The following is a 24,594-nucleotide window of genomic DNA, read 5'->3' as shown; positions in this document are numbered from 1 at the left end:
TCGCTTTTGGGAGGCAAGGCCGTGAAGACCCCTTTGGCGGGACACCAGTCATGGCGTCATGTGGCCGTCATGGCAGTGGCATTGCCGCTGGTGATCTCACTTGCAGTGATGGCCTTTGCGTGGCCCGCGGCGCGCACAGCGCCGCGTGACCTGCCAGTGGGGATCGTGGGCACGAGCACGGCAAGCCAGGGTGCGGTCGAGGGCCTGGCCCACAGCAAGCCGGGCGGTTTTGACTTCCGCCTTTACCCCGACGAGGCGTCGGCGCGGTCCGCCATCAGGGGGCGGGACGTCTACGGTGCCTACGTTGTCGCGCCGGGCAGTCTCACCGTGCTGGAGTCCACGGCCGCGAGCCCGACCGTCGCCCAGTTGCTGGACAAGGCCGGCCGGCAACTGGCCGCCCATGCATCCAAGGCGGCCGCGGACCGCGCTGTCTCATCTGTCCACGGCACGTCCGCTCGCTCCAAGCGAGGCAAGGCCGGCCCCAAGGCGCCGACGCAGATCCGGGTGAGGACTGTGGACGTCGTCCAGATCTCGGCAGACGACCCCCGGGGCGTGGTCTTCAGCTCGGCGCTTCTGCCGCTGACCATCTGCAGCATCATGATTGCCTTGGTCATTACGATGTCCCGGAGGCTGCGACCTGTGTCGCGTCTCATGGCCTTGATCGCCGTGAGCGGAGCGGCCGCCCTCGGGGGCTACCTGGTTGCCCAGGGCTTTCTCGGTGCACTGCCGCACGAGCATCTGGCAACCTGGGCTTCCTTGTCACTCACCATGCTCGCCATCAGCGCCACCACTGGCGGGGTGGTCACGCTTGTGGGTCCGACCGGGCTTGGGCTGAGCGCGGCGCTCATGGTCTTTGTCGGCAATCCGTTTTCCGGCAGCACGTCCGCACCAGAACTGCTGCCCAAGGTGGTCGATGACATCGGTCAGTGGCTGCCGCCGGGCGCCGGCGCGAGCCTCGTGCGCGACACGGCCTACTTCAACGGCAATGACAGCGCAGGCCACATCGCAGTCCTTACCCTGTGGAGCGTGCTGGGACTGGCAGCCGTCCTGTTCGGCCACCGCGCGGCCCCCGTTGCGAACGGCCCCGTCGCCAACGAGAGCGTGACGGTGGGTGATGAGCGCCCGGCAAACGAAGTCGCGCCGCCCCATGTGCCGTCGGCCCCCGAGGAATCCTCACACTCGTCTTCGCCTGAGCGAATCGGGATGCACAAACACTCGCACGCCCGACACGCTGCGGGCACGTGATCCAGCCCTTGAAGAGACTTGAGGAGATCGGAAGAACTGCTTGGGCAGGCACAAATGCCTTGGCTTGCTCGTGATCGCGCTCACCGACGACAGAGGCCGCTTGGTGTGGGTTTCCGAGGTCCGTCATGTCCGACGGATACCGGCGTACCCGATGGGATGACCGACCGCGTTGCCGTACACGTGCGCAAGGCAATCACACGACCGTGCAGGTGAGTTGAAGCCGTGGGCATGGGCGCGTACAAGGAACTCCGTTCGAACTACAGGTTCCAAGATCGGTCGAGAGTCGGCTTCTTTGCCTCCTTGTGCTTGCGGCGCCTGGTCGGTTCGGTACCGGCACACCGTATTTCAGAGGCACTTTCTTGGTGACTGTGCTTTCTTGGTCATGCGCCGGACCTCCTGGCAACTCACCCACCTTTCGAGGGGACACTCCAATGACCTCCGCTCACGGCCCCCGCATCGCGGTCGTCGGCGCCGGCCTCGGCGGCCTTGCCTTAGCTCGCGTCCTGCAGCTCCACGGCCGCTCCGTCACCGTCTTCGAATGTGAGACTGCCACCGGCGCCCGGCCCCAGGGCGGCAGCCTCGACATACATGCCGACACCGGTCAGGTCGCTCTGCGCGCGGCGGACCTGCTCGACCGGTTCCGCGCCCTGTCCCGTCCCGAAGGCCAGGAGTGGCGCGTGGTCGACCCCGTCACCGCGACCGTCCTGCCCGTCCCGGGGCCCGGCCACGACGACGACAGCCCGGAGATCGATCGCGGCCAGCTGCGCAGTCTGTTCCTGGAATCCCTCGCCGAGGGCACCGTCCGGTGGGGCTGCCCTGTCACCGGGGCCACCCCGCTCGGGGACGGCTCCTGGCGCCTGCTCCTCGACGATGGCACCGCCGAGGACGCCGACCTGGTGGTCGGCGCCGACGGCGCCTGGTCGCGCATCCGCCCAGCCCTGTCGGACGCCACACCCGGCTACACCGGTGTCACCTTCATCGAGACCGGTTTCGACGACTGCGACACCCGCCATCCCGCCCTCGCACGCATGGTCGGCGACGGCACCCTGCTGGCGACGGCCGACGGCAAGGCCCTGCTCGCCCAACGCAACAGCAACGGCCACATCCGCGTCTACGTCGCCTTCCGCGCCCCACATGACTGGCAGGTGGCCGCCGACGTGGAACCCGACGACACGGCGGCCGTGCGCGCACATCTGCTGAAGATGTTCGACGGCTGGGACGAGAACCTGCTCTATCTCCTGCGGCACCACGACCGCAGGTTCGTCAACCGGCCCGTGTTCGTGCTGCCCGCCCCGCACACCTGGCAACACGTCCCTGGCATCACCCTGCTGGGCGACGCCGCGCACCTGATGCCCCCCGTCGGGCTCGGTGCCAACCTCGCCATGCTCGACGGCACTGACCTCGCCCACGCCCTCATCACCGAATCCAGCATTGACGAGGCCGTCCGCGCCTACGAGGACCTCATGCTGCCGCGCTCGGCCCAGGCCGCCCAGGACTGCGCCGAGGCACTCGACAACCTCATTCCCCCGACGAACTCCTGAGCAAGCGCTACTCGCTCATCCCTCAAGTCAAGCGCTCAGCACATCCAACCGCCGTAACCTAAGCCATTGAAGATCTCCAACTTGCGCGAACGCGTTGAGTGCGCTCTTCCAGTGGGCTGCGACATGGTTGATGTCGCGCGCTTTGGGTTCGATCAGCTCTCGCACTGCGACGCAGAGCACCATCAACGTGGCCTGCTCGGCCGGGCCGTGCTGGAGCGGGCCCTGGAAGCCGAGGTGAGCGGCCAGTGGCAGGAGCCGGTCCGCGGGTGGCCGGGCTCCTCGCACAGCGACGAACCCGATGCAGGGCGAGCGTGGCCGCGGAACCGACCAGGAGCTGGGCCAGGTCGTAGCCGGTGGACGTCTTGACGTACTTGCCGCTGCTGCGCACGATCTCGCCCGACGCCAGGACGGCTTTGACGGCGAGCACGTGGTGGCGCGTGTCCTCGTGCCGTACGGCGTGCATCGCGCCGGCGTTGGTGGCGATGGTGCCGCCGATGCCGGCGGTGGGTTCGCGGAGCCGCGTCGGATGGTGCAGGCCGGACTTGGCGGCCTCGTGGTCCAGTTGGTCCAGGGTGACGCCGGGCTGCACACGGCCACGTGGTTGACGGGGTCCGCTTCCAGGATGCGGTCCATCCGCTCGAACGAGACCGTGATCCCGCCCGGCCGGGGCACACATCCCCCGACATGCCGGTCGCCGCGCCGCGGGCGGTTACCGTGATCCCGGCCTCGCCGGCGATCCTGAGCACGTCCGCCACCTCGGCGGCCGCGGCGGGCCGGACCAGGTACGTGGACGTCTGCGGTACGGCGGTCAGCGACTCGTCCCCGGCGTACTCAGGGGGATCTCCGTCCCGGCCAGAACGAGCAGTGCCCCCACGACGTCGGCCAGCAGCGCCTCGGTGTCCACCATCGCACCCCCTCCTCGACTGGCGCTCCCGCCGATCCTGGCCGCGCATCCACCCCACCGGAGGGGGCCGTTCGGCCCTTACCCAGGGCCAAGTGGACCGGCATGCGTGCCAAGCCGGTCCTGACAGGGCGGCGCAGCCTGCACGTTCATTGCGGTCGGCCGTGCTCCGGCCTGCACCGGTCCGGCAGGACATCCTGTCGGGCGGCCGTTTGCCCGTGGCGGTGTGTGGCAGGATGCGGGCGACGGATGCGGAGGAACTCCGGTGCGGGCCCGATGGCCCAAGTCCGGGGCAGGCCCGCCACTGTGACCGGGGAGCTGCCTCCCGCCGATGGCCACTGGCAGCCGGTGCGAGCCGGCCGCTGGGAAGGCCGGGAGCTGGCGCCGGTACCCGCGCTGTACAAGCCGGGCGCCGAGATCCGGGAGCCAGGATATTCCGGCCGTCCCGCAGCCAGGCACTACCCGCCCGGGCGCGGCTCGTTCACGGTGGCGTGGAGAACCGCCGACAACGGAAGGACTTCCTTCATGGCGCCCTCGTCCGGCTCCGATCCAACCCGACGCCCCGCTGCCGACCCCGCCGTCGGCCTGCTGCTGGAGCGCACCCTGGCCGCCATCACTCCTGCGGACTCCGGCGCCCGCGCCGCGGCCCGTGACCGCCAGAACCACCTGACCAAGCCGCCCGGGTCGCTGGGCCTGCTGGAGGAGGTGTCGGTCCAACTCGCGGGTCTGGCGGGAAGCTGCCCGCCGCCGATGCCGGAGCCTGCCGCGGTCGCCGTCTTCGCCGCCGATCACGGTGTCCACGCCCAGGGCGTCAGCGTCTGGCCGCAAGAGGTGACGGCGCAGATGGTCGCCAACTTCCTGGCCTCCGGCGCCGCAGTGAACGCCCTGGCCGCTCAGACCGGAGCCAGGGTGGTCGTGGTGGACGTGGGCATCGCAACTCCGGTGTCGGCCTCGGATACGACCCCGGGCAGGCTGCTGCGACGCCGGGTCCGGGCGGGAACCGCGGACATGACCCGCGCTCCGGCCATGACCCGTCAGGAGGCCATCCACGCCATCGAGGTGGGCATCGGCGTCGCCGCGGAACTTGTCGACGACGGCTGCCGCTGCCTGCTCACCGGCGACATGGGCATAGCCAACACCACCGCGTCCGCGGCACTGATCGCCGCGTTCACAGCTGCGGACCCGGACGACGTGACGGGTCACGGAGCGGGAGCCGACGACACGACCCGACGGCACAAGGTGGGGGTGGTGCGCAGGGCACTGGAGCTGCACCGGCCGGACCCGCACGACCCGGTCGGGGCGGTGGCGGCGGTCGGCGGTCTGGAACACGCGGCTATCGCCGGGTTCGTGCTGGGCGCCGCCGTGCACCGGGTCCCGGTGATCCTGGACGGGGTGATCGCCTCGTCGGCGGCTCTGGTCGCGGCCGGGCTGTCCCCTGATGCCCTGGCCGCCTGTGTGGCCGGACACCGCTCGGTCGAGCCCGGGCACACCATTGCCCTGCAGCGCCTCGGCCTGCATCCGCTGGTCGACCTGGGGCTGCGGCTCGGTGAGGGCACCGGTGCCCTGCTGGCCCTGCCGCTCGTACAGGCGGGGGTGCGTGCCTTGCGCGACATGGCCACATTCGACTCCGCCGAGGTCTCGAACAAGCACAGCTGAATCAGCCCGCGGAACTCGGGCGCCGCCCGGGCACCGTCCGGCGGGCCTGTTCTGCCGGGTGGTGCGGTCGACCGATCGGCGCCCGCACCATCCGGCTCAGAATGCTTGCCAAGATCGCCGACCATGCACAGGACGGGCCAGAAACCGAAGGGAGCCGAGCGCCATGATCGAGGACCGTTAGGGAACTCGCGGACGCGCAGCAGCGCCACTGGCAGGACACTTGCTCCGCCCATCCCGGCAGGTACGGGCTGGAGCTGCCTTCCGCCCTCGCCCTCCACGCGACCGACGTCTTGCGCGGGAGCGCGGTGATGGACGTGCTCGGGCCGATGCGCCTGGACGAGCAGGGCGATCCCCTCTACGGCCCCCGGGACACCCCTGATTTCGCAAAGATGGCCGCCCTCGGCCTGCCCTTCTCGATCGCCGGCGGCCAGTGCGGACCGGACCATCTTCGCCGGGCGCGGGCAGCGGGCGCGGTCGGCGTCCAACTCGGCAGTGTCTTCGCGCTCTGCGAAGAGTTCGACCTTGATCCGCGGTTGCGGCGGGAGCTGGTTGAGCGCGAGCTTCGCTCCGCACCGACGGTGCGTCACGATCCCGCGGCCTCTCCGACCACTTTTCCGCTCAAGGTCGCCGACCTGCCGGGCACGTTGGCCGACCCCCGCGTGAGCGCGGCGCGCACCCGGGTCTGCGACCTCGGCTATCTGCGCACCCCCTACCGCACCGAGCGCGGCGCCGTCGACTATCGCTGCCCGGCGGAGCCCGGCGCGATGTACGTCCGCAAGGGCGGTGCCGCCGAGCAGACCGAAGGACGGCAGTGCCTGTGCAACGGGCTGCTGGCCGCCGTCGGGCTCGGACAGCGCCGTCCGCGCGGCACGGTGGAGCCCCCCATCGTCACCATCGGCCAGGACCTCGGCTTCCTGCGGCAGATCGCCCCCCAAGGACGGTCGTACAGCGCGGAGTCGGTGGTGCGATGGCTGTCCGCGGGCCTGGCGGAAGCATCCATGTGAGCGGTGCCATCCCGGGAGTGCAGCCGAACAGAGGGCCTGACAGCAGGCCAGGGCGCGGCCGCACTTGATGCCGCGGGTCGGTGGATAGGCTCGTTGTGCTGATCTGGTGGCGGACAGAGGCGTTCGCGTTCCTTCTGGGTGTGGTAAGGCCAGCAGGCCGGGAAGTCGCCGTTGCTGATGACGGCGCGGAGGGTGAGCGCGGCTTCGGCTCCGCAGATGCTCCAGCGGCTGCCGGCCGGGCCACACAAGGCGGTGCCTCACCGGAAGGACGCAGCCGACGTCGACGTCGTGGCCGTGGACTACCAGTCGGTGATGGCCGCCGCCCTTCAGACCGCTGCACGCCCGCCGAGCAGCCTCCCTTCAGTTCTTACGTTCGACGCCGGACAGGAGTCCGGGCATGAACGCCCGCGCCTTAGCCCTCGGTTCCACCCGGCGGAAAAGGCTCGCGATACGGGCCCTGGCCGTCGACATCGCCCGCCGGCGTGCAGGGTCTACGCCGTGGCCCACGGCCACCGCACCATCTTCGAAGTCCACACAACCTCGGATGATCACGCGGTGGCCGCTTCCCCATCGGCCCCGGCCGCGAACCGGTCAATTGGTTCGAGGCCTACTCGGCATCGCAGGTCGTGGCCTCGGATCCAGTCGGCTTCGTGGACCGCGTACCCGTACTCTCGCCCTTCTTGCCCGCCTCGATGGGGGCGTAGCGCCGCCGTTGAAGCTCATCGCGTTCAAGGTCCGGGATCGTCATCGACTCGGCAAGCACGGCGGCGAGCGCGTCCACTTGAGTGTTGCCGATGTCAGCATGGAAGAGCCACCGGATGTTCTCGTCGCGCGTGATGAGGTCGATCGCCAAGCGCCCGCTTCTGTCCTGTGTGGTCGCTGCTCGGACGTATCGCACACGGTCAATCGGGATGTCCTGACGGATCTCGCCTTGCTCAAGGAACGCGTTCGTCTTGGCCGTGAGGATGCGGCGATCCGTGACGGCGACCAGTGTCTTTGCCGCCACCTTGTCCCTCGCTGCCGCCAGCTTCTCCTTCGCTCCGCCGAAGATCGCAGAAATCGGACCGAGAGCATCGAGCTGATCGGGGAAGCCGAGGACACGTAGGGTCTCACCGTCCTCGAGGAACCATCGCAGGATGCGAAGGTACGGGTCGAGATCCAGCGATTTGGGTGCGCAGACGACGCCCGGAGCCTCGAGCGGAGGGGCTGGCGGATGGAGAGCATCGGCAAGAGGCTCGATCGCCTCTAGAAGACGGGCGGAGGTTTGGCGGGCTGCAATCGAGTCCCTCCGCTTCCCCGGCAGTGGCAGTGTGTCGCGTCCGGGGAGCTCGGCGATGATTCGTAGCTCCCGCGTCAGCGAGTCGACGAGGCTCGTCGTCTCGGCGAGAGCGGAGTCGAGCTCCTTGCCAGTGTGGCGCGCAATGGCGTCGACGAGCCGGGCCTCGCCGGCGTCTTCGGGTCCAGCGGTTCTCGCCCGCGCGGCGTGGAGCGCCTGATACCCGGTCCATGCCTTGAGGGAAGACAGGAGGGCGTTTGCGTCGAAGAGGATTGCCTCGGCGTTCGTCTCGAGATATTCACGGCGGCCGTGTGTGTCGACCCGATGGATCTGCCGGATGTGACTGCCGACGTTCAGTCGGTAAAGGTCGAGCTGCTTACGCAGCGACGCCTTACTACCCGCGACGGTGTCCCACAGGGACGTCGGGACCGATCCGACCTCTCGCGCCTGGTCGACTACGTGATCGACGGTGGCGACGAGCGCGGTCAGCTCGGCCCACTGCCCGTGGCGGATAGTCGTGAGTACCTGGCTTGTCAGCGCGATGTTGGTCCGGACAAGGCCCGTGATCTCACTCAGCTGCATCTGAAGGGCGACCATGGCCAGCGCCGGCCCGACCGCGGCCGCGGTCTGCGCCGCGCTCACCGTAGTCACGGGGATGAAGCGGGCCTGAGCGACGATGCGACTGGAGGAGAAGACTGTTCCGAGGTTCGCGCCATCCTTGATGGCGAGCGCTCCGCCCGCCTTCAGTAGGGCCTGTGTCGCGTCGCTGATCCTGTAGAGCCCCTGCACGCTGGCGAATGCGTTTCCGAGGTTGCCGGCCACGGTCGCCGTGTTTCCGATCGAGGCGAGGACTGTGGAGATCTGCTTGCGGTCGGCGGTCGGCACGAGCCCAAAGTCGATCAAATCGAGCTTGAGTTCCGCCGGGACCTCACCGAAGACGACAGCAACCCCTGGGAGCACCTCCGCCAGGACCATTGATGCCGCCGTTGAGCCGATGTCCGAGTTGGGTGTCGGATCGTCGACAACAGGTGAGTCGGCGGTATTGCTCTGGCCGTTCTCCTCAGGCTCGGCGATCTCCATCGAGTCCGAAGGGTCCTGCATACGATTTCCTCCCCGCGGGCGCACGCAACGGCCAGACGTCGTCGGCGTTCACCGGCGAAGTCTACGGCTCGACGCCCTGCGGTTCAGCCGGAATCCACCGGGCTGATTGCGGGCCGGCTGGTGCCAGGCATGGGTGCACCCGGCGGCGCGGAACCGCTACCGATGGCGCTTCGCGGACGAGTTCAAGACCATCTGCCGAATCCAGTGACTCGACCAGGCGAAGTAGGTCATGCTGGGGGAGGGCCACCGTGCACTCCGTGGATCGAACTGGCCGTTCACCAAGGACAGTTGAATGGTGGTCAGCTCCGTTTCCAGGGAGCATTCACCGGCAGTCGAGGGATGCAAGCGCACGGAACCGGCGCACTTCCAAGCCGAGATCACCTACACCACGCCGTGGGACACCATCCGGTTGCAGAGCTCGGCTTGCCAGTCGGGCGCCGCAACCGCGGCCCTGGGTTGAGGCTGAGCATCCGATTCAGCCGACCGAGTCCGGGACAAGGCCTGAACGGTGGGGATTCACAGGTTGGTGTCCTGCCATTCCCCAGGGGCGTCGTGAATCCGCTGCAGCAGACCGGCGAAGAGGGTGCTGTCGTAGAGCATTCCGTTGTACTCGAGCGGGAGCCGGACATCGTTGGTCACGGCGGTGGGGGCCCGCCCGTGCGGGTCCTTCGTCCCCGGCCGGCTCGTAAGCCCTCTGGGAGGCAGCCACGAAGCCGCGGTGCTTCATCGATTCCACGGCCGCATCGAACCGGGGACTGCGCAGATCTTCGACCTGGCCGGCCAGCTTCAGCAGGTAGGCATCGGTGAAGCCGTCGACACTCTCGTCGGGCTGATTCGCTTACAGCACGTCGTGGTACTCGGCGAACCCGCTCCGCCAGCGCGGCACGCAGCGCGTTGACCGCCTTCCTCGAGCCGGTGCCACCGAGCCGGCCGTCGAGGAAGGAGGCCATGGTGTACTGGGTCCTGGCCTCGCGCTGCACGGTCGCGACGAGCAGTTCGGGGGCACCGCCGGTGGTCTCGAAATGTTTGCAGTACGGGCAGCGCGGATCCTCGTCCAGATGCGCGGTGAGCGGCGCATCCGGATCGCCGACCGGCCGCTGCGCACACAGCGGCGAACCGTCCCCCATGCCTCACCTGAATCTGCCCCTCCCTTTGGACCAGCGCGACCCCAAAAACATTTGCACGACAGGCGCACACGTATTGATCCGGCAGGAGCGCCCTCAGGCGCTGCGGCATCCAGAGAACCGGGGTCGCCTCCCGCGTCATCTTCGGCATCGCCTTCCTCGGCGGCGGCGTCACCCTGCGCCAGGGAGGGGTGTGAGTGGCCTCAATGCGGCGGCCACGCTGTGGTGTTCGGCGGCCGTCGGCGTGCTGGCCGCCTCCGGCCGACTTGAGCCGTGCGTGCTCGGAACGGCCGTGGTCCTGGCCGCACACCTGCTGCTGCGTCCGGCGGGCCGACTGATCGGCCGCGTCCCGCAGCGTGACCCCGACAACGAGGGTGTGTGTGCCACTGCCCGTCTGATCTGCGACCGCGGTGACGAGAGCCACGCCCGGGCGCTGCTCTCGCAGGCTCTCACCGGTGATGTGCTCGCCTCTACCGGGCTGCGAGTGCGGCGCGATGGCGAGGATGACAGGTCGCTGGGGGCGGTGGTCTCCCGCGGTGACCCGGCCCGTAGCCCACCTCACCGGTTGCACACCACTGCCGTTGGCGGTGTTCGGGTGGCTGCGCGCGGTCATGGTACGGACGGCACGGTGGACTCAATTTCACGGTATGCTGAAACAAGTTTCAGCAAGTGGTGAAACCGCGTCGCGGCCAATCGGGCGAGTGCAGAACTGGCAAGGAGATGGCGGGACATGGCGGCACGAGCAGGCAGGGGCCCCCGGGGTGAGCGTGGCGCGCAGGCGGATCACATTCTGGCGGCGGCGCGTAGGTCCTTCGCCGAGCGGGGTTACAGCGGGACCTCGTTGCGGGCCGTGGCGCAGGCCGCCGACGTGGACCCCACCCTGGTGAACTATTACTTCTCCAACAAGATGGGACTGCTGAAGGCGGCGCTGGAGCCGCCGGAAGCCTTCGGTGAGGGCATTGCCGAGGCTGCCAAGGTGCCGCTGGAGGAGCGCGGACGGGCCTTTGTGGAGGCGGCGCTGTCCATGTGGGGCGATCCGGCCACCTCGGAGATCCTGCGCTCGATCATCCTCGCCGCAAGCCATGAACCCTTCGCCATGGAGCGCCTTCGCGCCGTTTTCTCCGCCCTTGTCCTGCAGGTGGTGTCGGCGAGCCTTCCCGACGACGAGGCAGGGTTGCGCTCGGACCTGGTTGCCACACAGATCGTGGGTCTGGCCATGACGCGTTACGTCTGGGCCATCGACCGCATCGCCGACATGCCCAGGGAACAGGTCGTCCGCCTCATCGGGCCGGTCGTGCAGCACTACCTCACCGGCGCTTTGGGCGGGGATGTCTCGGGGGGTGCCTGACCGGTAGGCGGCCGACCGGGCCGACCTCGCGTCCGCTTATTTTCACGCCGAATGGAAATTCCTCTTGCTTTGGCGTGGTGGCCGGCGTAGCGTATGCACGGCTAATTTCATGGCACATGGAAATTCGAGTGCCGTGGCCCAGATCCGGGCCGCTGGCGCCGAGCCCGGTCAGCGTCAGTTCTACGGACCGCGGACCACCGGTCGTCAGCGCCAGAAACCTCGCGGAGTGGCACGGACACGCCGCCGCCCCAGGTCATCAACTGGACAAGTGGGGGGCGGTCGCCGTCCTTGGCCTGGCTCGCCTCGCTGATGTGGCCGATTTGCTGGTGTCAGAGCTGGTGGGCAATGCGATCAGGTACGCGGGCGGCCATACCCTGCTGATCACCGTTCACGCCGCCGAGCGCGGCGCCCGGGGCGCCGTCACCGACGGCTCGCGCAGCCTGCCCACGCTTGTTCGCGCCGGGGATGAGGACGAGGGTGGGCGCGGCCTGTCCCTGATCGATGCGCTAGCCCTCCGCTGGGGCACCGTCGGGCTTCCCTACGGCAAGCGCGTCTGGTTCGAGTCGTAGACCCACCGCGGCGGATGCCGGTGGGGAGGCGCCTGTGCGGAGGTGCCTGTGGGCAGGCGCAGGCTGGGGGCCGTGTCACAAGCCGGCCATGTGACCACGGCTGACCGGCTGTAGGGGTGTATCTGAGCTCGTAGGGGTCAGGGCGGAGCTGCAGCTCTCGGTGGAGTGGCGCTCCGACTGCTTCGCACCGCGCCGGGCTCGAGCCTGAAGTGCATCGCCGTGCTCCTTACCGGGCGCACTCACCGTCCGCTGCGCCTCGCCGCCTGGGCCGGACGGTGCCCCCAGGACGCTCCTCCAGTGGACGTCGAACCCGGCCCGCCACCTGCTGGCTCTGTTTAATTTCACGCCGTACTGAAATTCATCTTGCCCCAGCGGGGTGGCGGGCGTACTGTCAGTCCACGTTAATTTCCGTACACGTGGAAATGAGAAGGCCATGGCTCGGTTCAAGGCAGCTCGGGTGGAGCCCGGTCAGCGTCGGCTGAACGGACCGCAGACCACCGGTCGTCAGTACCGCAACCTGTCCCCGGCTCTCCACGGGACGACCCGCGATGACAACGTGCCCGTTCCGGTCCGCGACGGCATCCGGCTCCTGGCCGACATCCACCGACCCGACGCGGACGGCAGGTTTCCCGCGCTGATCGCGGCGGCCCCCTACCCTCGCCAGCTCCAGGACCTGGGCGCCCCCGCGGCCATCATCGAGGCCGGCGCCAGTGACTTCTGGGTGCCGCGCGGCTACGCCCATGTCATAGCCAACCTCCGCGGCACAGCGGGCTCGGGCGGCACCTACACCTTCTTCGACGAGCAGGAGCGCAAGGACCTGTTCGACCTGGTCGAGTGGGTCGCCGGGCAGCCATGGTGCAACGGGAACGTAGGCATGATCGGCCTCAGCTACTACGCCATGACCCAGATGGAGGCGGCCACCCAGCGCCCGCCTCACCTCAAGGCCCTGTTTCCCTTCAACGTCACTGTCCAGGTCCGGGAAGCCACCTATCACAACGGCCTGATGAACGCGGCTTTCGTCACCACCTGGTTCCATGCGCTGGGCGTCCTGTCCGCCCACGGCGACCGTCTCTACCGCGGGGGCCTGTCCCGTCTCCTGCGTAAAGCCCTCGCCATTCCCGCCGTGCACCGCCGGTTCAACCACATAGATTCCGTCCAGGCGACCCGCGCCCTGCAGCTGATGAGCCGCTTCCGCCACGACGGCCACCCATGGGACACCCTGTTGAACGCGGTGGCCACCGAGCACCCCGTCCGGGATGCATGGTGGGACGAGCGTGACGTGACCGAATTGCTCGCAGGTGTCGACATCCCCGTCTACCTCGGCGGCGAGTGGTCCAACGTCGCCCTTCATCTGCCCGGCCTCTTCGAAGCCTGGGAGGCCCTCGCCCACAACCCCCACGTGCGCATGACCATGCTCGGGGAGCACAGCCTCCCCTGGCCATGGGAGAGCATGCACATCGAGGCCCTCGCCTGGTTCGACCACTGGCTCAAGGGGCGTGACACCGGCATTCTCGAAGGCCCTGCTGTCCGCTACTGGCTGCCCGGGGCCGAACAGTGGCGCACCGCCGACTCTTGGCCCCCGCCGGCCGCACACATGGCCCTGGCTCTCAACGCCGACGGCTCTCTGGCGGTCGACGAGCGGCCGGGCGAGCGCAGTTACGCCACCGACGGCGCGAACGCCATGCCCGCACAGCTGAGCTGGACCAGCGACCCCCTTACCGGCAACCTCGACATGGTTGGCCACCCCGAGCTGCGGCTCACCGCCACCAGCACTGGGAGCGACACGGGATGGATCCTGCTCCTGCAAGACGTCGGCCCGGACGGCAAGGCCACTGACATCACTCAGGGCTGGCTACGCGCCAGCATGCGCCACGTCGACGAGGACGCGGGTGAGACAGGCCGGCCCGTTCTCCCGATGAAGACGCGGGATCCCATCCCTGTGGGGGAGCCGGTCGACTACCGCATCCCGCTGGTGGCCAACGCCCGCCGCTTCCGCGGCGGGCACCGCATCCGCCTGATCCTCACCAGCGACGACACCCGCGAGGACTTTCGCCCCATGATGCTGTTCCGTCACACCCCCGTCGGCATCCCGGCAGTGAACACGGTGCACTCCAGCTCACGACTTCTCCTTCCGGTCCTGGAAGGAGAATGAACGCGACGCTTGACGACTCGCCCGGGCGGTCCCCTCGCCGACCACCGGACGCGGCAACCACACCGATATCGTGGTGGCACCTCGGCCGCGACGATTGCCCGCCACCCGCACGCTCGGCTCTGACACCGGCTCACACTGCTGGCAGCACTCTGCCGTGACGTCCGCCCTGCGGTTCGCTCGTCTCGATCATTCCGTCGCGACCCCGGCACCAGGGACGTGACCCCAGGCATTTCAGTGCCCGCGATCATCCCGCCCGGCTCGGCGTGCTCATCACCCTCGACCCCGGCGGTCAAGCCTGCGGACATCACGGCAGCCATTTTCGCCCCGAACTCCCAACGGTGCGCCGCCCTGTCGAATCCAGCCGCACAGCGGCGGGACCGTCTTCCAACGCGTGACGGAGCATTCTGATGACCACCCCAGCCACCCGCCCGGCCACGCCGGACCTGCGCCGCACCGCATACGCGATCGGTGGCGCCGTCCTGGCCACCACCCTGCTGTGGACCGTTGCCCACATCCTGGGCGTCGAACTCCGCATCGGGCCCGGAGGCGGATGGCCGGCCCGGGCCGTGGGCCTGTCCCTCGTCGCCCGTACCACGCTCGTCGTGTCCCTGCTCGCCTCAGCGACGCTGATGGGACTGGACCGGTTGACCGATCGGGCCTCGATCATCTGGACCCGACTGGCCATCGCCGTGCTGGTGGTGTCACTTACGCCGCTGACGTATCTCGAGGCGTCCGGCGGCGCCAAGACCACCCTGGCGCTGATGCACCTGGCCGTCGCCGCCGTACTCATACCGCTCCTGGCCCCAGAAACGCCGACTGACCAGAACGCGGCAACAAACCGAAGACAACGAATCGATCCACAGAAAATTCGGAGCGTCGTCCGGCAGTCAGCCCGGAACACCGAAGGAGTCATGTACATGCCTTCCAGCCCCCACGCCAACCTCGCCGCGATCCTGGTGGACTCGGCGGCGCGCCATTCCGACCGGCCTGCCGTCCGGCTCGATGGCGCCACCCTCACCTACGCCGAACTCGACGAGGCGAGCGCCCGGGCCACGTCCCTCCTGCTGAGCATCGGGGTGAAGCCGGGCGACCGGGTCGGCCTGATGCTGCCGAACGTCCCCGCGTTCGCCGTCCTCTACTACGGCATCCTGCGCGCCGGGGCCGTCGTGGTACCGATGAATCCGCTGCTGAAGGCGCGCGAGGTGAAGTACCACCTGGACGACTCCGAAGCCTCCCTCCTGTTCGCCCCGCATGAGGCCCAGGGCGCCGGGGCGGCAGGAACGACGCACATCGCGGTGCCGGCAGACGGGTTCGACGGGCTATTGGCGGGCCACGACCCAGTATGGGAGGTGGCCTTCCGGGAACCGTCCGACACGGCGGTGATCCTCTACACCTCCGGCACGACGGGCCGGCCCAAGGGCGCCGAGCTCACCCACGACAACCTGGTGCGCAACACCGCGGTCACCCACACCACACTTCTCCGCCTCACCGAGCGGGACGTGGTCTTCGGCGGCCTGCCGCTCTTCCACGCCTTCGGTCAAGTCGTCGGCCTCAACTGTGCTGTCGCCGCCGGTGCCTGTCTGACCCTGCTGCCCCGCTTCGACGCAGTCAGGGCCCTGGAGATCATCGAACGCGACCGGGTCTCCGCGTTCCTCGGCGTCCCGACGATGTACGGCGCCCTGCTCGCCGCGGCGGGCCACGCAGACACCGCCTCGCTGCGGGTGTGCGTCTCCGGCGGCGCCTCACTCCCGGTGGAGATCCTGCACGCCTTCGAAGCGGCCTTCGACTGCGCGATCCTCGAAGGCTACGGCCTGTCCGAGACGTCCCCCGTCGCCTGCTTCAACCACCCCGATCGTCCCCGCCGCCCCGGCACCATCGGCACCCCGATCGACGGCGTCGAGATGCGGGTGCTCGACCCGGACGGTGCCGAGATGCCCGACGGAACCCCCGGCGAGATCGTCATCCGCGGGCACAACGTCATGAAGAGCTACTGGCGCAACCCCCAGGCCACCGCCGAGGCCGTCCCTGACGGCTGGCTCCGCACCGGCGACATCGGCGTGCGCGACCCCGACGGTTGTTTCCGGATCGTGGACCGCAAGAAGGACCTCATCATTCGCGGCGGATTCAACGTCTACCCGCGGGAGATCGAGGAGGTCCTCTACGAGCACCCGGCCGTGGCCGAGGCTGCCGTCATCGGTGTACCGCACGCCGTGCACGGTGACGAGGTCGCCGCCGTCGTCACCCTCAAGCCCGGCAGCGGGGCGGGAGCCGATGAACTCCGCGAGTTCGTCAAGTCCCGCGTCGCCGCGTACAAGTACCCCCGCGTGGTCCGGATCGTCGATGCCCTGCCCAAGGGCGCCACCGGCAAGATCCTCAAGCGTGAGATCGCGCTTCCGCCGAACTGACGGGACAACAGGCCCGGGCCCCCTGCAGGCCGGCCCTGTCGGCGGCGGAGCCGGCTCCTGTGCCGGAGCCCGGCTCGCCCCTCAGACGGGGATGGGTCTGCAGCCGCATGCAATGGTGAGCGCTGCCGAAACAGCGCGGCCCGGACCGGTGACCCGCGTGCGGCCGGGACGACCCGGCGCCGCGGTCACGATGAAGGCGAGGGCACACTACGGGACTGGAATGGTTGCCAAAGACGATTTCCTGAGCGAATGACGCCTGTCATGTCTTCGTGTGCCAACCGCCCGCGGAGGTTGTCCTGGAAGCCGCGGCCCGCCTCGGTGCCGGAGGGCAGGTGTGGCACAGGGAGGGAGGGCGTTCACCACGAAGCGGACCTGGTCTGGAGCCAATCACCTGCTTGCTGAGCACGCCGGTGACGAAGTCGTATGGCGTCGACTCCGCACGGTGCGGGGCCGATTCCCGGACTGGTACCCACCGACGATTCCGTGATGGCTCGCTGCGCGGCTCCTCGCGTCGACTCCTTGACCCGCTGGTTGTTGACGACACCCGAGATCGTGCCCCGAACCACTCTGGCGCGGGCGGCCGCAACCTCCGGCGTCGGAGTGACCTGACACCGTGTGCCCACGGACACGGCGCCTGCAGCTCCCAGAACCGCGAGCCGTCCGGCTGTCCGCGCGATTTGTGCTTGCGCTGGCTCTGACCGCCTGAAACCACCAAGTCCCCTCCCTGGGGCACAGTTCTCCCGCCGAAACGAGGCTTCATCATGTCTGCTGCTCGTCTGATTGGGGCGTTCGTCCCTGTGTTGCTGGTTGTGATCGCCGGAGTCGGAGCCTGGTGGGTGCGCCGCCAGGAGCGCCGGAATCCGTCGGCCTACTCGCGTCGGCCCGATGTCCTCGAGGCGTGGCGGGGAACGTCGACGGAGGCGCCGAGAGCTCACGATGCACGGCACATCGACGCGTCGCGGGATTCGAACGCGCTCGATTCCGGACGCGCCGGAGCGCTTGAGAACCGAGGGAGTGAACACGTGGACGCCATGTTGTGGCCGTCCTCGGGCGTTGATCCGGCTCGTGGTGGAGACGGGACGTCCGGGCTGTGTCCACGGCCGTGGTGATTCAAGGTGACGCGGGAGCAGTCGTATTCGTTACGTCCACTGCTCACGGGGCGATGGAGATCTGGGATCCGGTGGCCGCTGAGGCTCCTCATCGGCGGCCGTCGGAGGCGTGGGCCAGTAGGTGATGACGAGGCGGACGGACGGCTTGTCGATGATGTGGCCGTCGGCCAGGTTCTCGTGGGCAGTGCCGGTCGGGCTGGTGGTGATCGATGGCGGAAGGGCGCGGTTGTTCCTCCGGGCACAGGCGAGCATCGCACGCGTCCCTCCGTTCTCGGCTTCGGGCTCTCGCTGTCTCTCTGGCGGGAGGTCGTTGCCAGAGGCTCGGCCTCATCAGCGGCTGGCGTGGGGCTGGGTGTTGGACGCCTCTGTCAGAGGTAGGCCGACCCTTGATGGGCGATGTCGACGCAGTTGGCGTACTCGCCCCGGTGCCAGTCGCTTGATTCCCTGATCAGCGAGGACCTTGTCCGGGTGCGGGTGGTTGAAGTCCTCCGCCGCGTACCTGGGGAAGCCATCGCGCAAGGCGAGGTCCGATTCTCTGCGGCTACTGCCGACCAGGTCACGTCCGCATGCGCTGCGGCTGAGTTGGCGGCGTCGCGCGCTTCACATGCACCGTCGCCCCTGCAGTTGCCAGGCAAGGCTACCCTCGCGCGCCTCCGGCCCACCCACGGTGGCACTGCACCACGGGGCGTTGCGGGAAACTCCCGGGGAGACCGGACAGCGCGGCGGCTATGCCCGTATGGTGCCTCCCAGGCTCAGGGGAAGCGTCCGGGGGAGCCCGGGCCGGACTGCCGACGGGGGCATGGGTGGACGACGACCGCAGTTTGGCCGCACTGCGCCTCGACGGCGATCCGATCAGCAATCCCCTGACCTATCCGGGCGCCGTCCCGGACAAGTCCGGCTTACTGGCCCAGGACCGGTACCTGCGCCTGCAGCCGCTCAAAGGGCGCCGCCTCGGGCAGTGGCGGGTCGCGGAGCCGGGAGGCGGTCTGCCCGGCGAGCCGCGGACCGACGGGAGCCGCGTGCCCCTCAACTACGCCTTGTTGCGCTGCAACCAGGCCGGTGTCGGCGACCGCTACCCGGTCCTGGCCGTGGGTTCAAACGCCTCCCCGGCGCAGATGAGCCGCAAGTTCGCGCAGCGGGGCGTCCCAGCGGTGCTTCCCATGACCACGGCCACGGCCCACGGCCTCGCCTCCGGGGTCTCCGCCCACATCAGCCGGCCCGGCTATGTGGCGGCGACCCCGATCGTGACGGACGGCGCGCGGTCGCAGATGCTCATCTGCTGGCTGTCCGAGTCGCAGCTGGCGGCCCTCGACGCCACCGAACCCAACTACACACGCCTGTTCCTCCCCGGCGATCGCTTCCCCGTGGCGCTGCCCTCGGAGGAACACCTGGGCGGCTGCTACGCGTACGTCAGCCGCTGGGGCTGCCTGCTGTCCGAGGACGGCAGTCCGCTGCGGCTCTCCGGGCAGGGCGAGTTGCTGGCCGGCCTACTCGCTCGGTCCGCCGAGTTGAGGGGCCTGTTCGGCGCGAGCCCGCAGACCATGGTGACCAGGGCGGCGCGCGACTCGGGCCTGCGGGAGCGCGCCCAGCGGGTGTTCGAGGACGAGGGATGGGTTGGTCCCCAGGCCGAGCTCGAGGCCCTGGGGCCGGCCCAGCTCCGGTACGACGACCTGCCGCCCGCTTACCTCGCCGACCAGGACACCTCCGGGCACGCCTGGATCCTCGCCAGCACGACGGACGGCCGCGCCGGACGAGGCGAGGCGAACGTATGGCTGTCCCCGTCGGCCGCCGCCCGGCTGGGAGCCCCCGCCCTCGTCGTCGTGCGCTCGGGGAACGTGGCGGCGGAGTCCAAGATCGCCACGATCGCGCGGCTGTGTGTGGCTCACGACGCGGCCGACGACCGGGCCCACATCGACCAGGTGGCCCGCAACGCGGTCGGCCTGGAGGTTGGTGAGCACGTCCTGCTGGCGCCCGCACGGCTCCGCCGTCACCGACGGCTCGACCGGGCCATCGGCGCTCCCCACTACGTCACCTGCCGGGTGCAGAGCGCCGACCTCGCCCATATCGGGGCGGACGTCTGCCTCATCGACTCCCTGACCCTCGACCTCCTGGGCATTCTCAGCGGCGACGAAGTGGTCGTCGAGGGGCTTCCGGGCGCGGACGGCCAGGTGCCTCAGGCCAGGATCAAGGCCTTCAGGACGAGCGAGCCGGTCCAACAGCTGCGCGAGAGCCTGCACGGCGGGGACGAGACGGGCCGGTTCCCCAGCGCCCGGGACGCGTTGGGCGTCTTTCCCGACCTTCCTTGGATGTTCCTGGACCGTGCCACCCGTGCGGAGCTCGGGCTCGCCGACCACAAGCTCGGCACGGTCCGCGTCCGCGTCAGCCGCACCCACCAGTTCGTCAAGGAACTGCGGGAGATGCTGTTGCTCGTCAGCGTCGCGTTCATCGGGCTGGTGTCCGCGTTCGAGGGGACCGCGCTGCGGCTCACGCTCCTCGGGGTGCTCGTGCTGCTCGTCGCGGGCGTGGTCACCGTTCGGATGCGGGCGCGCCTGACCCGTTCGGCGAAAGTCACCCTGACGAGCCGAAGTCAGTAACGGTAGTTCGTTAAATCCGGCAGTGGAGGTCAAGACGGTGTCCGGTGGTGACCGCGTCGATCTGGGCCTGGAGCTCGGAGGGTCGGTCCTTGTCCGTCCAGGCCCGCCGCCACCGGTTGTGGCCGGTGCCAGGGACAAGGGCGTGGTGTGCCTGTGGAATCTGGCCGACGGACGACTCCTCCATGATCCGCTGCCGGGACATCCCGACCGTATCCGCTCGATGACGGCCCTGCCCCTGCCCGACGGCCGCGTCCTGCTGGTGACCGGGGGCGACACCGGGACGATCGCCCTGTGGGATCCGGTCACCGGGCAGCCGGTCCGTGAGCCGACGGTCAACTGGCTCGGCGGGGTGAGTGGGATGTGTGCCGCGACCGTCCCCGACGGTCGGACCCTGCTCGTCACCACCACCCCCGAGGCGCGGTCCGGTTGTGGGATCCTGCCACGGGTGAGTCTGTCGGGCGCCTCAACCCCTATGGCAGTCCGATCCAGTCGATCGCCGCCATCCCGATCGCTGCCGGCCATACGCTGATCGCGGCCTCCATCACCCAAGGCGGCGTCCACGTGTGGGATCCGGCTGTTGACGATCCCTGGGAACGAGGCGTGGCCGTGCAGCTGAGCGGACGTGCCCTCAACGATGCCGGCCACCGTGTGGCAGCTGTGGCGGCTGTGCCCACACGGGACCGAACCCTGCTGGCCACCGGAGACAACCTCGGCATGGTCATGCTGTGGGACCTCGCAACCGGTGCCCCGGTCGGCGACGGTCTACCCGCCTCAACAGGCACCGCCGGCCTTCCGGTCATCTCGGCCACCACGCTGCACGACGGGCGCACCGTCCTGGTCTCCGGCAGCAAACACGGGAGCCGCCTGCGGGTCTGGGAGCCGGAGACCGGCACGGTGCAGCACATCGTCCACCCGCCTCAACAGGCACCGCCGGCCTTCCGGTCATCTCGGCCACCACGCTGCACGACGGGCGCACCGTCCTGGTCTCCGGCAGCAAACACGGGAGCCGCCTGCGGGTCTGGGAGCCGGAGACCGGCACGGTGCAGCACATCGTCCTTGATGCGGCGGTCACCTGCCTGGCCACCGCAGGTCCCGATTTGATCGTCGGACACGAACGCGGAGTCCTCGGACTCCCGCTCACTCCACGGCCGACAGGCGCTGACCTGCTCCGGCCGCGGACCACGTAGCGAAAACCGTGGTCCGCCCAGCAGCAGTGGTGGCGCCGGAAGCCCGCAGCCTTGAACCTTCCCGCTCTACGGCCCTGCCCGGACAGGGGACTGTCGTCCTCGTCACCGCCACGCCACCGAGCAGGGCCACCCTGATGATCAAGGGCCGCCGGAGCGGCCCCCACGTGAACAAGCCTTCAGGTGTGCGGGCACGCTCGATCGAGCCATACGGAACATGAGCCTTCTCGGGCCCGGGAAGGCGGGGGGATCAGCGCAGTCCGGCGAAGAGGTCGTTCTCGGGCACGGCGGCGCCGGTGGTGTCCTGGACACGTACGAAGGTCTCGACGCCCATCAACTCGGTGAACCTTTGCTGGCCCATCTTGAGGAAGAAGATGTTCTCGCCCTGGCTGGCGTGCGCGGCCAGTGCATCGAACTTCTGAGGGCCGAACGCGGTGGTGTCCACCCAGGTGGTGATCTCCTCGTCGGGGAGTCCGATCTCGGCCATCGCGGCGGCCTCGGCGGGATCCGGCTCCTGCCAGTCCGCACCGAACTCGCGCATGGCCTCCCCGAACCGCTGCATCATCGAGCGGGGTGCCGTCGTCCAGTACACCTTCGGTGTCAGCCCGGTCATCGCCAGCGCCGCCGTCGTGATGCGGTTCGCCTGAATGTGGTCCGGGTGGCCGTAGAAGCCGTTCTCGTCGTAGGTGACGACCACATCGGGTCGGTAGCGGCGCAGGAGTTCCGCGAGTCGGGCAGCGCCCTCCTCCACGGGTGTCTCCCAGAAGGATCCGGGGGCATCGTTGGTCGGCCAGCCCATCATCCCGGAGTCGGCGTAGTCCAGCATCTCCAGATGACTGACCTTCAGGATGTCGCAGCTGGCCTCCAGTTCCCGACGCCGCATCGAGGCGACGGCTGCCGGATCGTGCCCGGGATCGCCGGGCTTGACACCCCCCGGTCCGTCACCGCAACCACCGTCGGTGCACGTCACGAGGACCGTGCGGATGCCCTCCGCCGCGTACCGCGCGAGGACACCTCCCGTTCCAGTGGCCTCATCGTCGGGGTGGGCGTGCACCGCCATGAGCGTCAAGGGCCCGTCATTCATGAAACAGTCCTCCTGTGTGAAAAGGCCTCGGTCCGAGTCCGCGGCAGGCGTATAGGCGGTCGTCCCAATATCGCGTGACCGGGCGTACCGCGGACCTTGGGGGCCCGGATTGCGTCGGGGCGGAAGATCTTTTGGTCTCTCTGTTCCCCGCCCGCACTGCGCCGGTCCCTCGGCCGGTGCAACAGTGCCGGCCGGATCGGCTGTTCCCGCCGCGCAAGGGAACACTCCTGGGCCTTGGCGCTCGCTCCCGTGTACTTCGCTTCCGGACTTACCGTGAGCGTTGACGAGTTCGTCGGGCTCGGAACTCATCGCGCGAGCAGGCCTCGTTTGCGAAGGAGCTCGAAGCCGACCCGTTCGGACATCTGGGGCGTTTCGGCATCTTCAGCCGGTTGATGTTGCCCTCGGCGGCACCGGAACTGTGCGGCAGAGAAAGGCTGTTGCGGACAGCGTCGAAGTCGCGGCGCAGGTTGCAGGACTTCAACGGGGTCAGGGTGTCCCGCTCAGCATCGGCGACCGGGTGCCGGGCGTCCGGTCGCCCTCGCCTCACCCGGAGCCGTTCGGCGCCGGGGGAGAGGAGGGCGGGGCGGGGCGGCCCAGGGGGAGGAGATACTGGACCGGCTCGTCGAGGTCGTCGAGGCCGAGGAGTTCGTGGGTCAGGTCGTCGTGGAGGCCGCCGAGCGGGAGGGTGGCCAGGCCGAACGCCCCCGTGGTGAGGAGCAGCGTCTGCGCGAGGTGACCGGCCTCCAGCAGGCCCAGCCGCAGTGCCCGCAGGCCGTAGCGGCGGCGCAGGAGGCCCAGGTCGAGGTGGACCGCGAACACCGCCGGGGCCTCGTCGATGCCCACCGCGTCCGGGTCGTCCGCAGGCCGCGAGAGGTACGAGGAGAGCGCCTTGAGTTCGGTGACGGTCGGTGCGGGGCCGATCGGGAGCAGTGTGCGGCGCTCCGGGAAGCAGTGGTACGTGCCCGCGGCGAGCCCCGCGACGTTCAGCGCCACCAGGCGGACGCGCACGCTGTAGAGGGCACCGGCGCTCGGGTACGGGCGGTGCCGGAGCGTGTGTACGGTTCCGTCGGCGAGCGGCCGCTGCGTCACATGGCTCTCGGCGTACGCGGACCACAGCACACCGCCCAGGGTTTCCGCGTCCAGCGGTCCGTACAGGGGCCCGCGCACGGAGCTGCGCCGGTGCAGCGTCTCGGTGAGTGACAGGTCCGGCAAGGGGGCGGCGGGCAGCGGAAGTTCGGCTTCCAGCTGGGCTGCGGAAGGCGCAGGCCGCGGGGGCAGCTCGCGCAGTGCGGTGTCTTCGGGTCGTCCGATCCGGAACTTGCTGCGCTCCAGGTACTGGTAGTCCGCCGCGCGGTGCCCGGTGGGGAAGAACCCCGGGTCGTCCTCGGTCTCCAGCAGTGTGCCGGCCGCGAGCCGGCAGACGGCCCGCTCCTCGTCGGGGGTCACGCCGAGCCGGTTGAACAGCATGTGCAGCTGGGAGGCCCACACCCAGGGCACACGGCGAGCAGCCTGCGCCGCGGGCACGGCACCGCGCAACCGGGTGTCCGCGGCGCCGACCCGGCCCACCCACTCAGCCAGCCAGGGTGCGGCGGTGTCCGTGTCGAGGGCTGCGCGCAGGGCCCGGGCGCGCCGGACCAGGCCCGGCCGCTGGAGGGCGAACACCGAGTTCACGCGGGAGTGGACGGCGGCGCCGGGCAGCGGCTGCACCTCGGTGATCCAGCGCCAGGAGGCGGCGTGCCGGCGCAGCCAGCCCGCGGCCTCCAACTCGTCGAGGCCGAGCGCGTGGGCGGTGGCGTGGGCGAGGTCCAGGGCGAGCGGGAGCCGGGCGGCCCGGTCCGGGGTGGCACGCAGGGCCTCGACGGCCGCGCGGGTGGAGTGGGCGAACACCTCTTCGGCGAGAGGCAGCGCGGCGAGGCCGCCGTACCGCTCGGTCTCGGGCGCGTACGGCACCTCGCGCACCTCGCCGTGCCGGGACTGCCAGGGGCCGGTGAGCTCAGCGGGCCTGGCTGCCGCCAACTCCGCCAGGGTAGTGGGAAGTCCGGCCGCCGTACCGGCGGGCAGCGGGCCCCGGAAGCGGATCCGCAGGTGTGGGCCGCCCTCGCCGTAGCGGATGAAGAACCAGGATGCCTGCCGGTCGGCGGTCAGGCCGTCCATCAGCGGGGCGAGGTCGTCGGTGACGAACGCGTCCGTCTCCGCGCCGCCGGCGTGCAGGGCGAGGTGCAGGCTGTGCCAGGGGTGTCCGGGGTCCTCGGACGCGGCCCCGGGGGAGGTCGGGAGCGGGCGGGGGCGGGCGGTCGTCAT

At 69.5% G+C, this 24,594-nt stretch carries 14 protein-coding genes and 2 pseudogenes; 9 read left to right on the top strand and 7 right to left on the bottom strand.

The window, feature by feature from the left end; all coding sequences use genetic code 11:
• The first annotated feature begins 21 nt into the window (after positions 1-21).
• Both Q8A52_RS33040 and Q8A52_RS33035 read left to right on the top strand, forming a co-directional pair.
• Positions 22-1,245, top strand: a complete 1,224-nt coding sequence (locus tag Q8A52_RS33040; protein ID WP_316758135.1) for an ABC transporter permease — start codon at positions 22-24, stop codon at positions 1,243-1,245.
• A gap of 431 nt (positions 1,246-1,676) precedes the next feature.
• The gene (locus tag Q8A52_RS33035) at positions 1,677-2,786 is read left to right on the top strand and encodes an FAD-dependent oxidoreductase (RefSeq protein ID WP_316758133.1); all 1,110 of its coding nucleotides are present in this window, start codon (positions 1,677-1,679) and stop codon (positions 2,784-2,786) included.
• Positions 2,787-2,813: 27 nt separating this feature from the next.
• Here Q8A52_RS33035 and Q8A52_RS49465 read toward each other — a convergent pair.
• Together Q8A52_RS49465 and Q8A52_RS49460 are read right to left on the bottom strand one after the other, a co-directional pair.
• A pseudogene (locus tag Q8A52_RS49465) lies at positions 2,814-2,996 on the bottom strand (hypothetical protein); the annotation flags it as partial.
• Positions 2,997-3,177: 181 nt separating this feature from the next.
• A pseudogene (locus Q8A52_RS49460) lies at positions 3,178-3,462 on the bottom strand (FAD-binding oxidoreductase); the annotation flags it as partial.
• 750 nt (positions 3,463-4,212) lie between these two features.
• On the opposite strand from Q8A52_RS49460, the gene cobT reads away from it, so the two are divergent.
• Both cobT and Q8A52_RS33025 read left to right on the top strand, forming a co-directional pair.
• The gene (gene cobT, locus Q8A52_RS33030; RefSeq protein ID WP_316758131.1) at positions 4,213-5,343 is read left to right on the top strand and encodes a nicotinate-nucleotide--dimethylbenzimidazole phosphoribosyltransferase; all 1,131 of its coding nucleotides are present in this window, start codon (positions 4,213-4,215) and stop codon (positions 5,341-5,343) included.
• Between the two features lie 308 nt (positions 5,344-5,651).
• A complete protein-coding gene (locus tag Q8A52_RS33025; protein WP_316758303.1) occupies positions 5,652-6,347 on the top strand; it encodes a beta/alpha barrel domain-containing protein in 696 nt (231 codons plus the stop codon).
• A 607-nt stretch (positions 6,348-6,954) separates the two neighbouring features.
• On the opposite strand, the gene Q8A52_RS33020 is transcribed toward Q8A52_RS33025, so the two are convergent.
• The 3 genes from Q8A52_RS33020 to Q8A52_RS33010 form a co-directional block, all read right to left on the bottom strand.
• The gene (locus Q8A52_RS33020; protein WP_316758130.1) at positions 6,955-8,703 is read right to left on the bottom strand and encodes a hypothetical protein; all 1,749 of its coding nucleotides are present in this window, start codon (positions 8,701-8,703) and stop codon (positions 6,955-6,957) included.
• A 537-nt stretch (positions 8,704-9,240) separates the two neighbouring features.
• Positions 9,241-9,363, bottom strand: coding sequence for a hypothetical protein (locus Q8A52_RS33015; RefSeq protein ID WP_316758127.1), 123 nt, complete (start codon positions 9,361-9,363; stop codon positions 9,241-9,243).
• Positions 9,360-9,851, bottom strand: coding sequence for a thioredoxin domain-containing protein (locus tag Q8A52_RS33010; protein ID WP_316758125.1), 492 nt, complete (start codon positions 9,849-9,851; stop codon positions 9,360-9,362). The genes Q8A52_RS33015 and Q8A52_RS33010 overlap by 4 nt, the downstream gene beginning before the upstream one ends.
• A 727-nt stretch (positions 9,852-10,578) precedes the next feature.
• Between Q8A52_RS33010 and Q8A52_RS33005 the strand changes: the two genes are divergently transcribed.
• From Q8A52_RS33005 to Q8A52_RS32980, 5 genes are all read left to right on the top strand, one after another.
• A complete protein-coding gene (locus Q8A52_RS33005; RefSeq protein ID WP_316758123.1) occupies positions 10,579-11,196 on the top strand; it encodes a TetR/AcrR family transcriptional regulator in 618 nt (205 codons plus the stop codon).
• A 311-nt stretch (positions 11,197-11,507) separates the two neighbouring features.
• The gene (locus tag Q8A52_RS33000; protein ID WP_316758121.1) at positions 11,508-11,765 is read left to right on the top strand and encodes an ATP-binding protein; all 258 of its coding nucleotides are present in this window, start codon (positions 11,508-11,510) and stop codon (positions 11,763-11,765) included.
• Positions 11,766-12,198: 433 nt separating this feature from the next.
• Complete coding sequence (locus Q8A52_RS32995; protein WP_316758119.1) at positions 12,199-13,917, top strand: CocE/NonD family hydrolase; 1,719 nt, start codon at positions 12,199-12,201, stop codon at positions 13,915-13,917.
• A 407-nt stretch (positions 13,918-14,324) separates the two neighbouring features.
• On the top strand, positions 14,325-16,322 hold the full coding sequence (locus tag Q8A52_RS32985) for a DUF6069 family protein (protein ID WP_408649291.1): 1,998 nt from the start codon (positions 14,325-14,327) through the stop codon (positions 16,320-16,322).
• Between the two features lie 1,912 nt (positions 16,323-18,234).
• Complete coding sequence (locus Q8A52_RS32980) at positions 18,235-20,025, top strand: hypothetical protein (RefSeq protein WP_316758117.1); 1,791 nt, start codon at positions 18,235-18,237, stop codon at positions 20,023-20,025.
• 1,434 nt (positions 20,026-21,459) lie between these two features.
• Here the strand turns inward: Q8A52_RS32980 and Q8A52_RS32975 are convergent.
• Both Q8A52_RS32975 and Q8A52_RS32965 read right to left on the bottom strand, forming a co-directional pair.
• On the bottom strand, positions 21,460-22,293 hold the full coding sequence (locus tag Q8A52_RS32975; protein ID WP_316758115.1) for a PIG-L family deacetylase: 834 nt from the start codon (positions 22,291-22,293) through the stop codon (positions 21,460-21,462).
• Between the two features lie 543 nt (positions 22,294-22,836).
• Positions 22,837-24,594, bottom strand: coding sequence for a thiopeptide-type bacteriocin biosynthesis protein (locus Q8A52_RS32965; RefSeq protein WP_316758113.1), 1,758 nt, complete (start codon positions 24,592-24,594; stop codon positions 22,837-22,839).

This window comes from Streptomyces herbicida (assembly GCF_032656585.1).
Classification (GTDB): domain Bacteria; phylum Actinomycetota; class Actinomycetes; order Streptomycetales; family Streptomycetaceae; genus Streptomyces; species Streptomyces herbicida.
Note: the sequence above shows the minus strand (reverse complement) of the source record. Positions and strands in the feature narration are given on the sequence as shown.

What these genes read in the sequence shown, in the direction of transcription:
- Q8A52_RS33035 (WP_316758133.1), top strand. Translation starts at nt 1,677, where the DNA reads ATGACCTCCGCTCACGGCCCCCGCATCGCGGTCGTCGGCGCCGGCCTC.
- Q8A52_RS32975 (WP_316758115.1), bottom strand. Translation starts at nt 22,293, where the DNA reads ATGAATGACGGGCCCTTGACGCTCATGGCGGTGCACGCCCACCCCGAC.
- Q8A52_RS32995 (WP_316758119.1), top strand. Translation starts at nt 12,199, where the DNA reads ATGGCTCGGTTCAAGGCAGCTCGGGTGGAGCCCGGTCAGCGTCGGCTG.
- Q8A52_RS33005 (WP_316758123.1), top strand. Translation starts at nt 10,579, where the DNA reads ATGGCGGCACGAGCAGGCAGGGGCCCCCGGGGTGAGCGTGGCGCGCAG.
- Q8A52_RS32965 (WP_316758113.1), bottom strand. Translation starts at nt 24,594, where the DNA reads ATGACGACCGCCCGCCCCCGCCCGCTCCCGACCTCCCCCGGGGCCGCG.
- cobT (WP_316758131.1), top strand. Translation starts at nt 4,213, where the DNA reads ATGGCGCCCTCGTCCGGCTCCGATCCAACCCGACGCCCCGCTGCCGAC.
- Q8A52_RS32985 (WP_408649291.1), top strand. Translation starts at nt 14,325, where the DNA reads ATGACCACCCCAGCCACCCGCCCGGCCACGCCGGACCTGCGCCGCACC.
- Q8A52_RS33020 (WP_316758130.1), bottom strand. Translation starts at nt 8,703, where the DNA reads ATGGAGATCGCCGAGCCTGAGGAGAACGGCCAGAGCAATACCGCCGAC.
- Q8A52_RS33010 (WP_316758125.1), bottom strand. Translation starts at nt 9,851, where the DNA reads ATGGGGGACGGTTCGCCGCTGTGTGCGCAGCGGCCGGTCGGCGATCCG.
- Q8A52_RS33025 (WP_316758303.1), top strand. Translation starts at nt 5,652, where the DNA reads ATGGACGTGCTCGGGCCGATGCGCCTGGACGAGCAGGGCGATCCCCTC.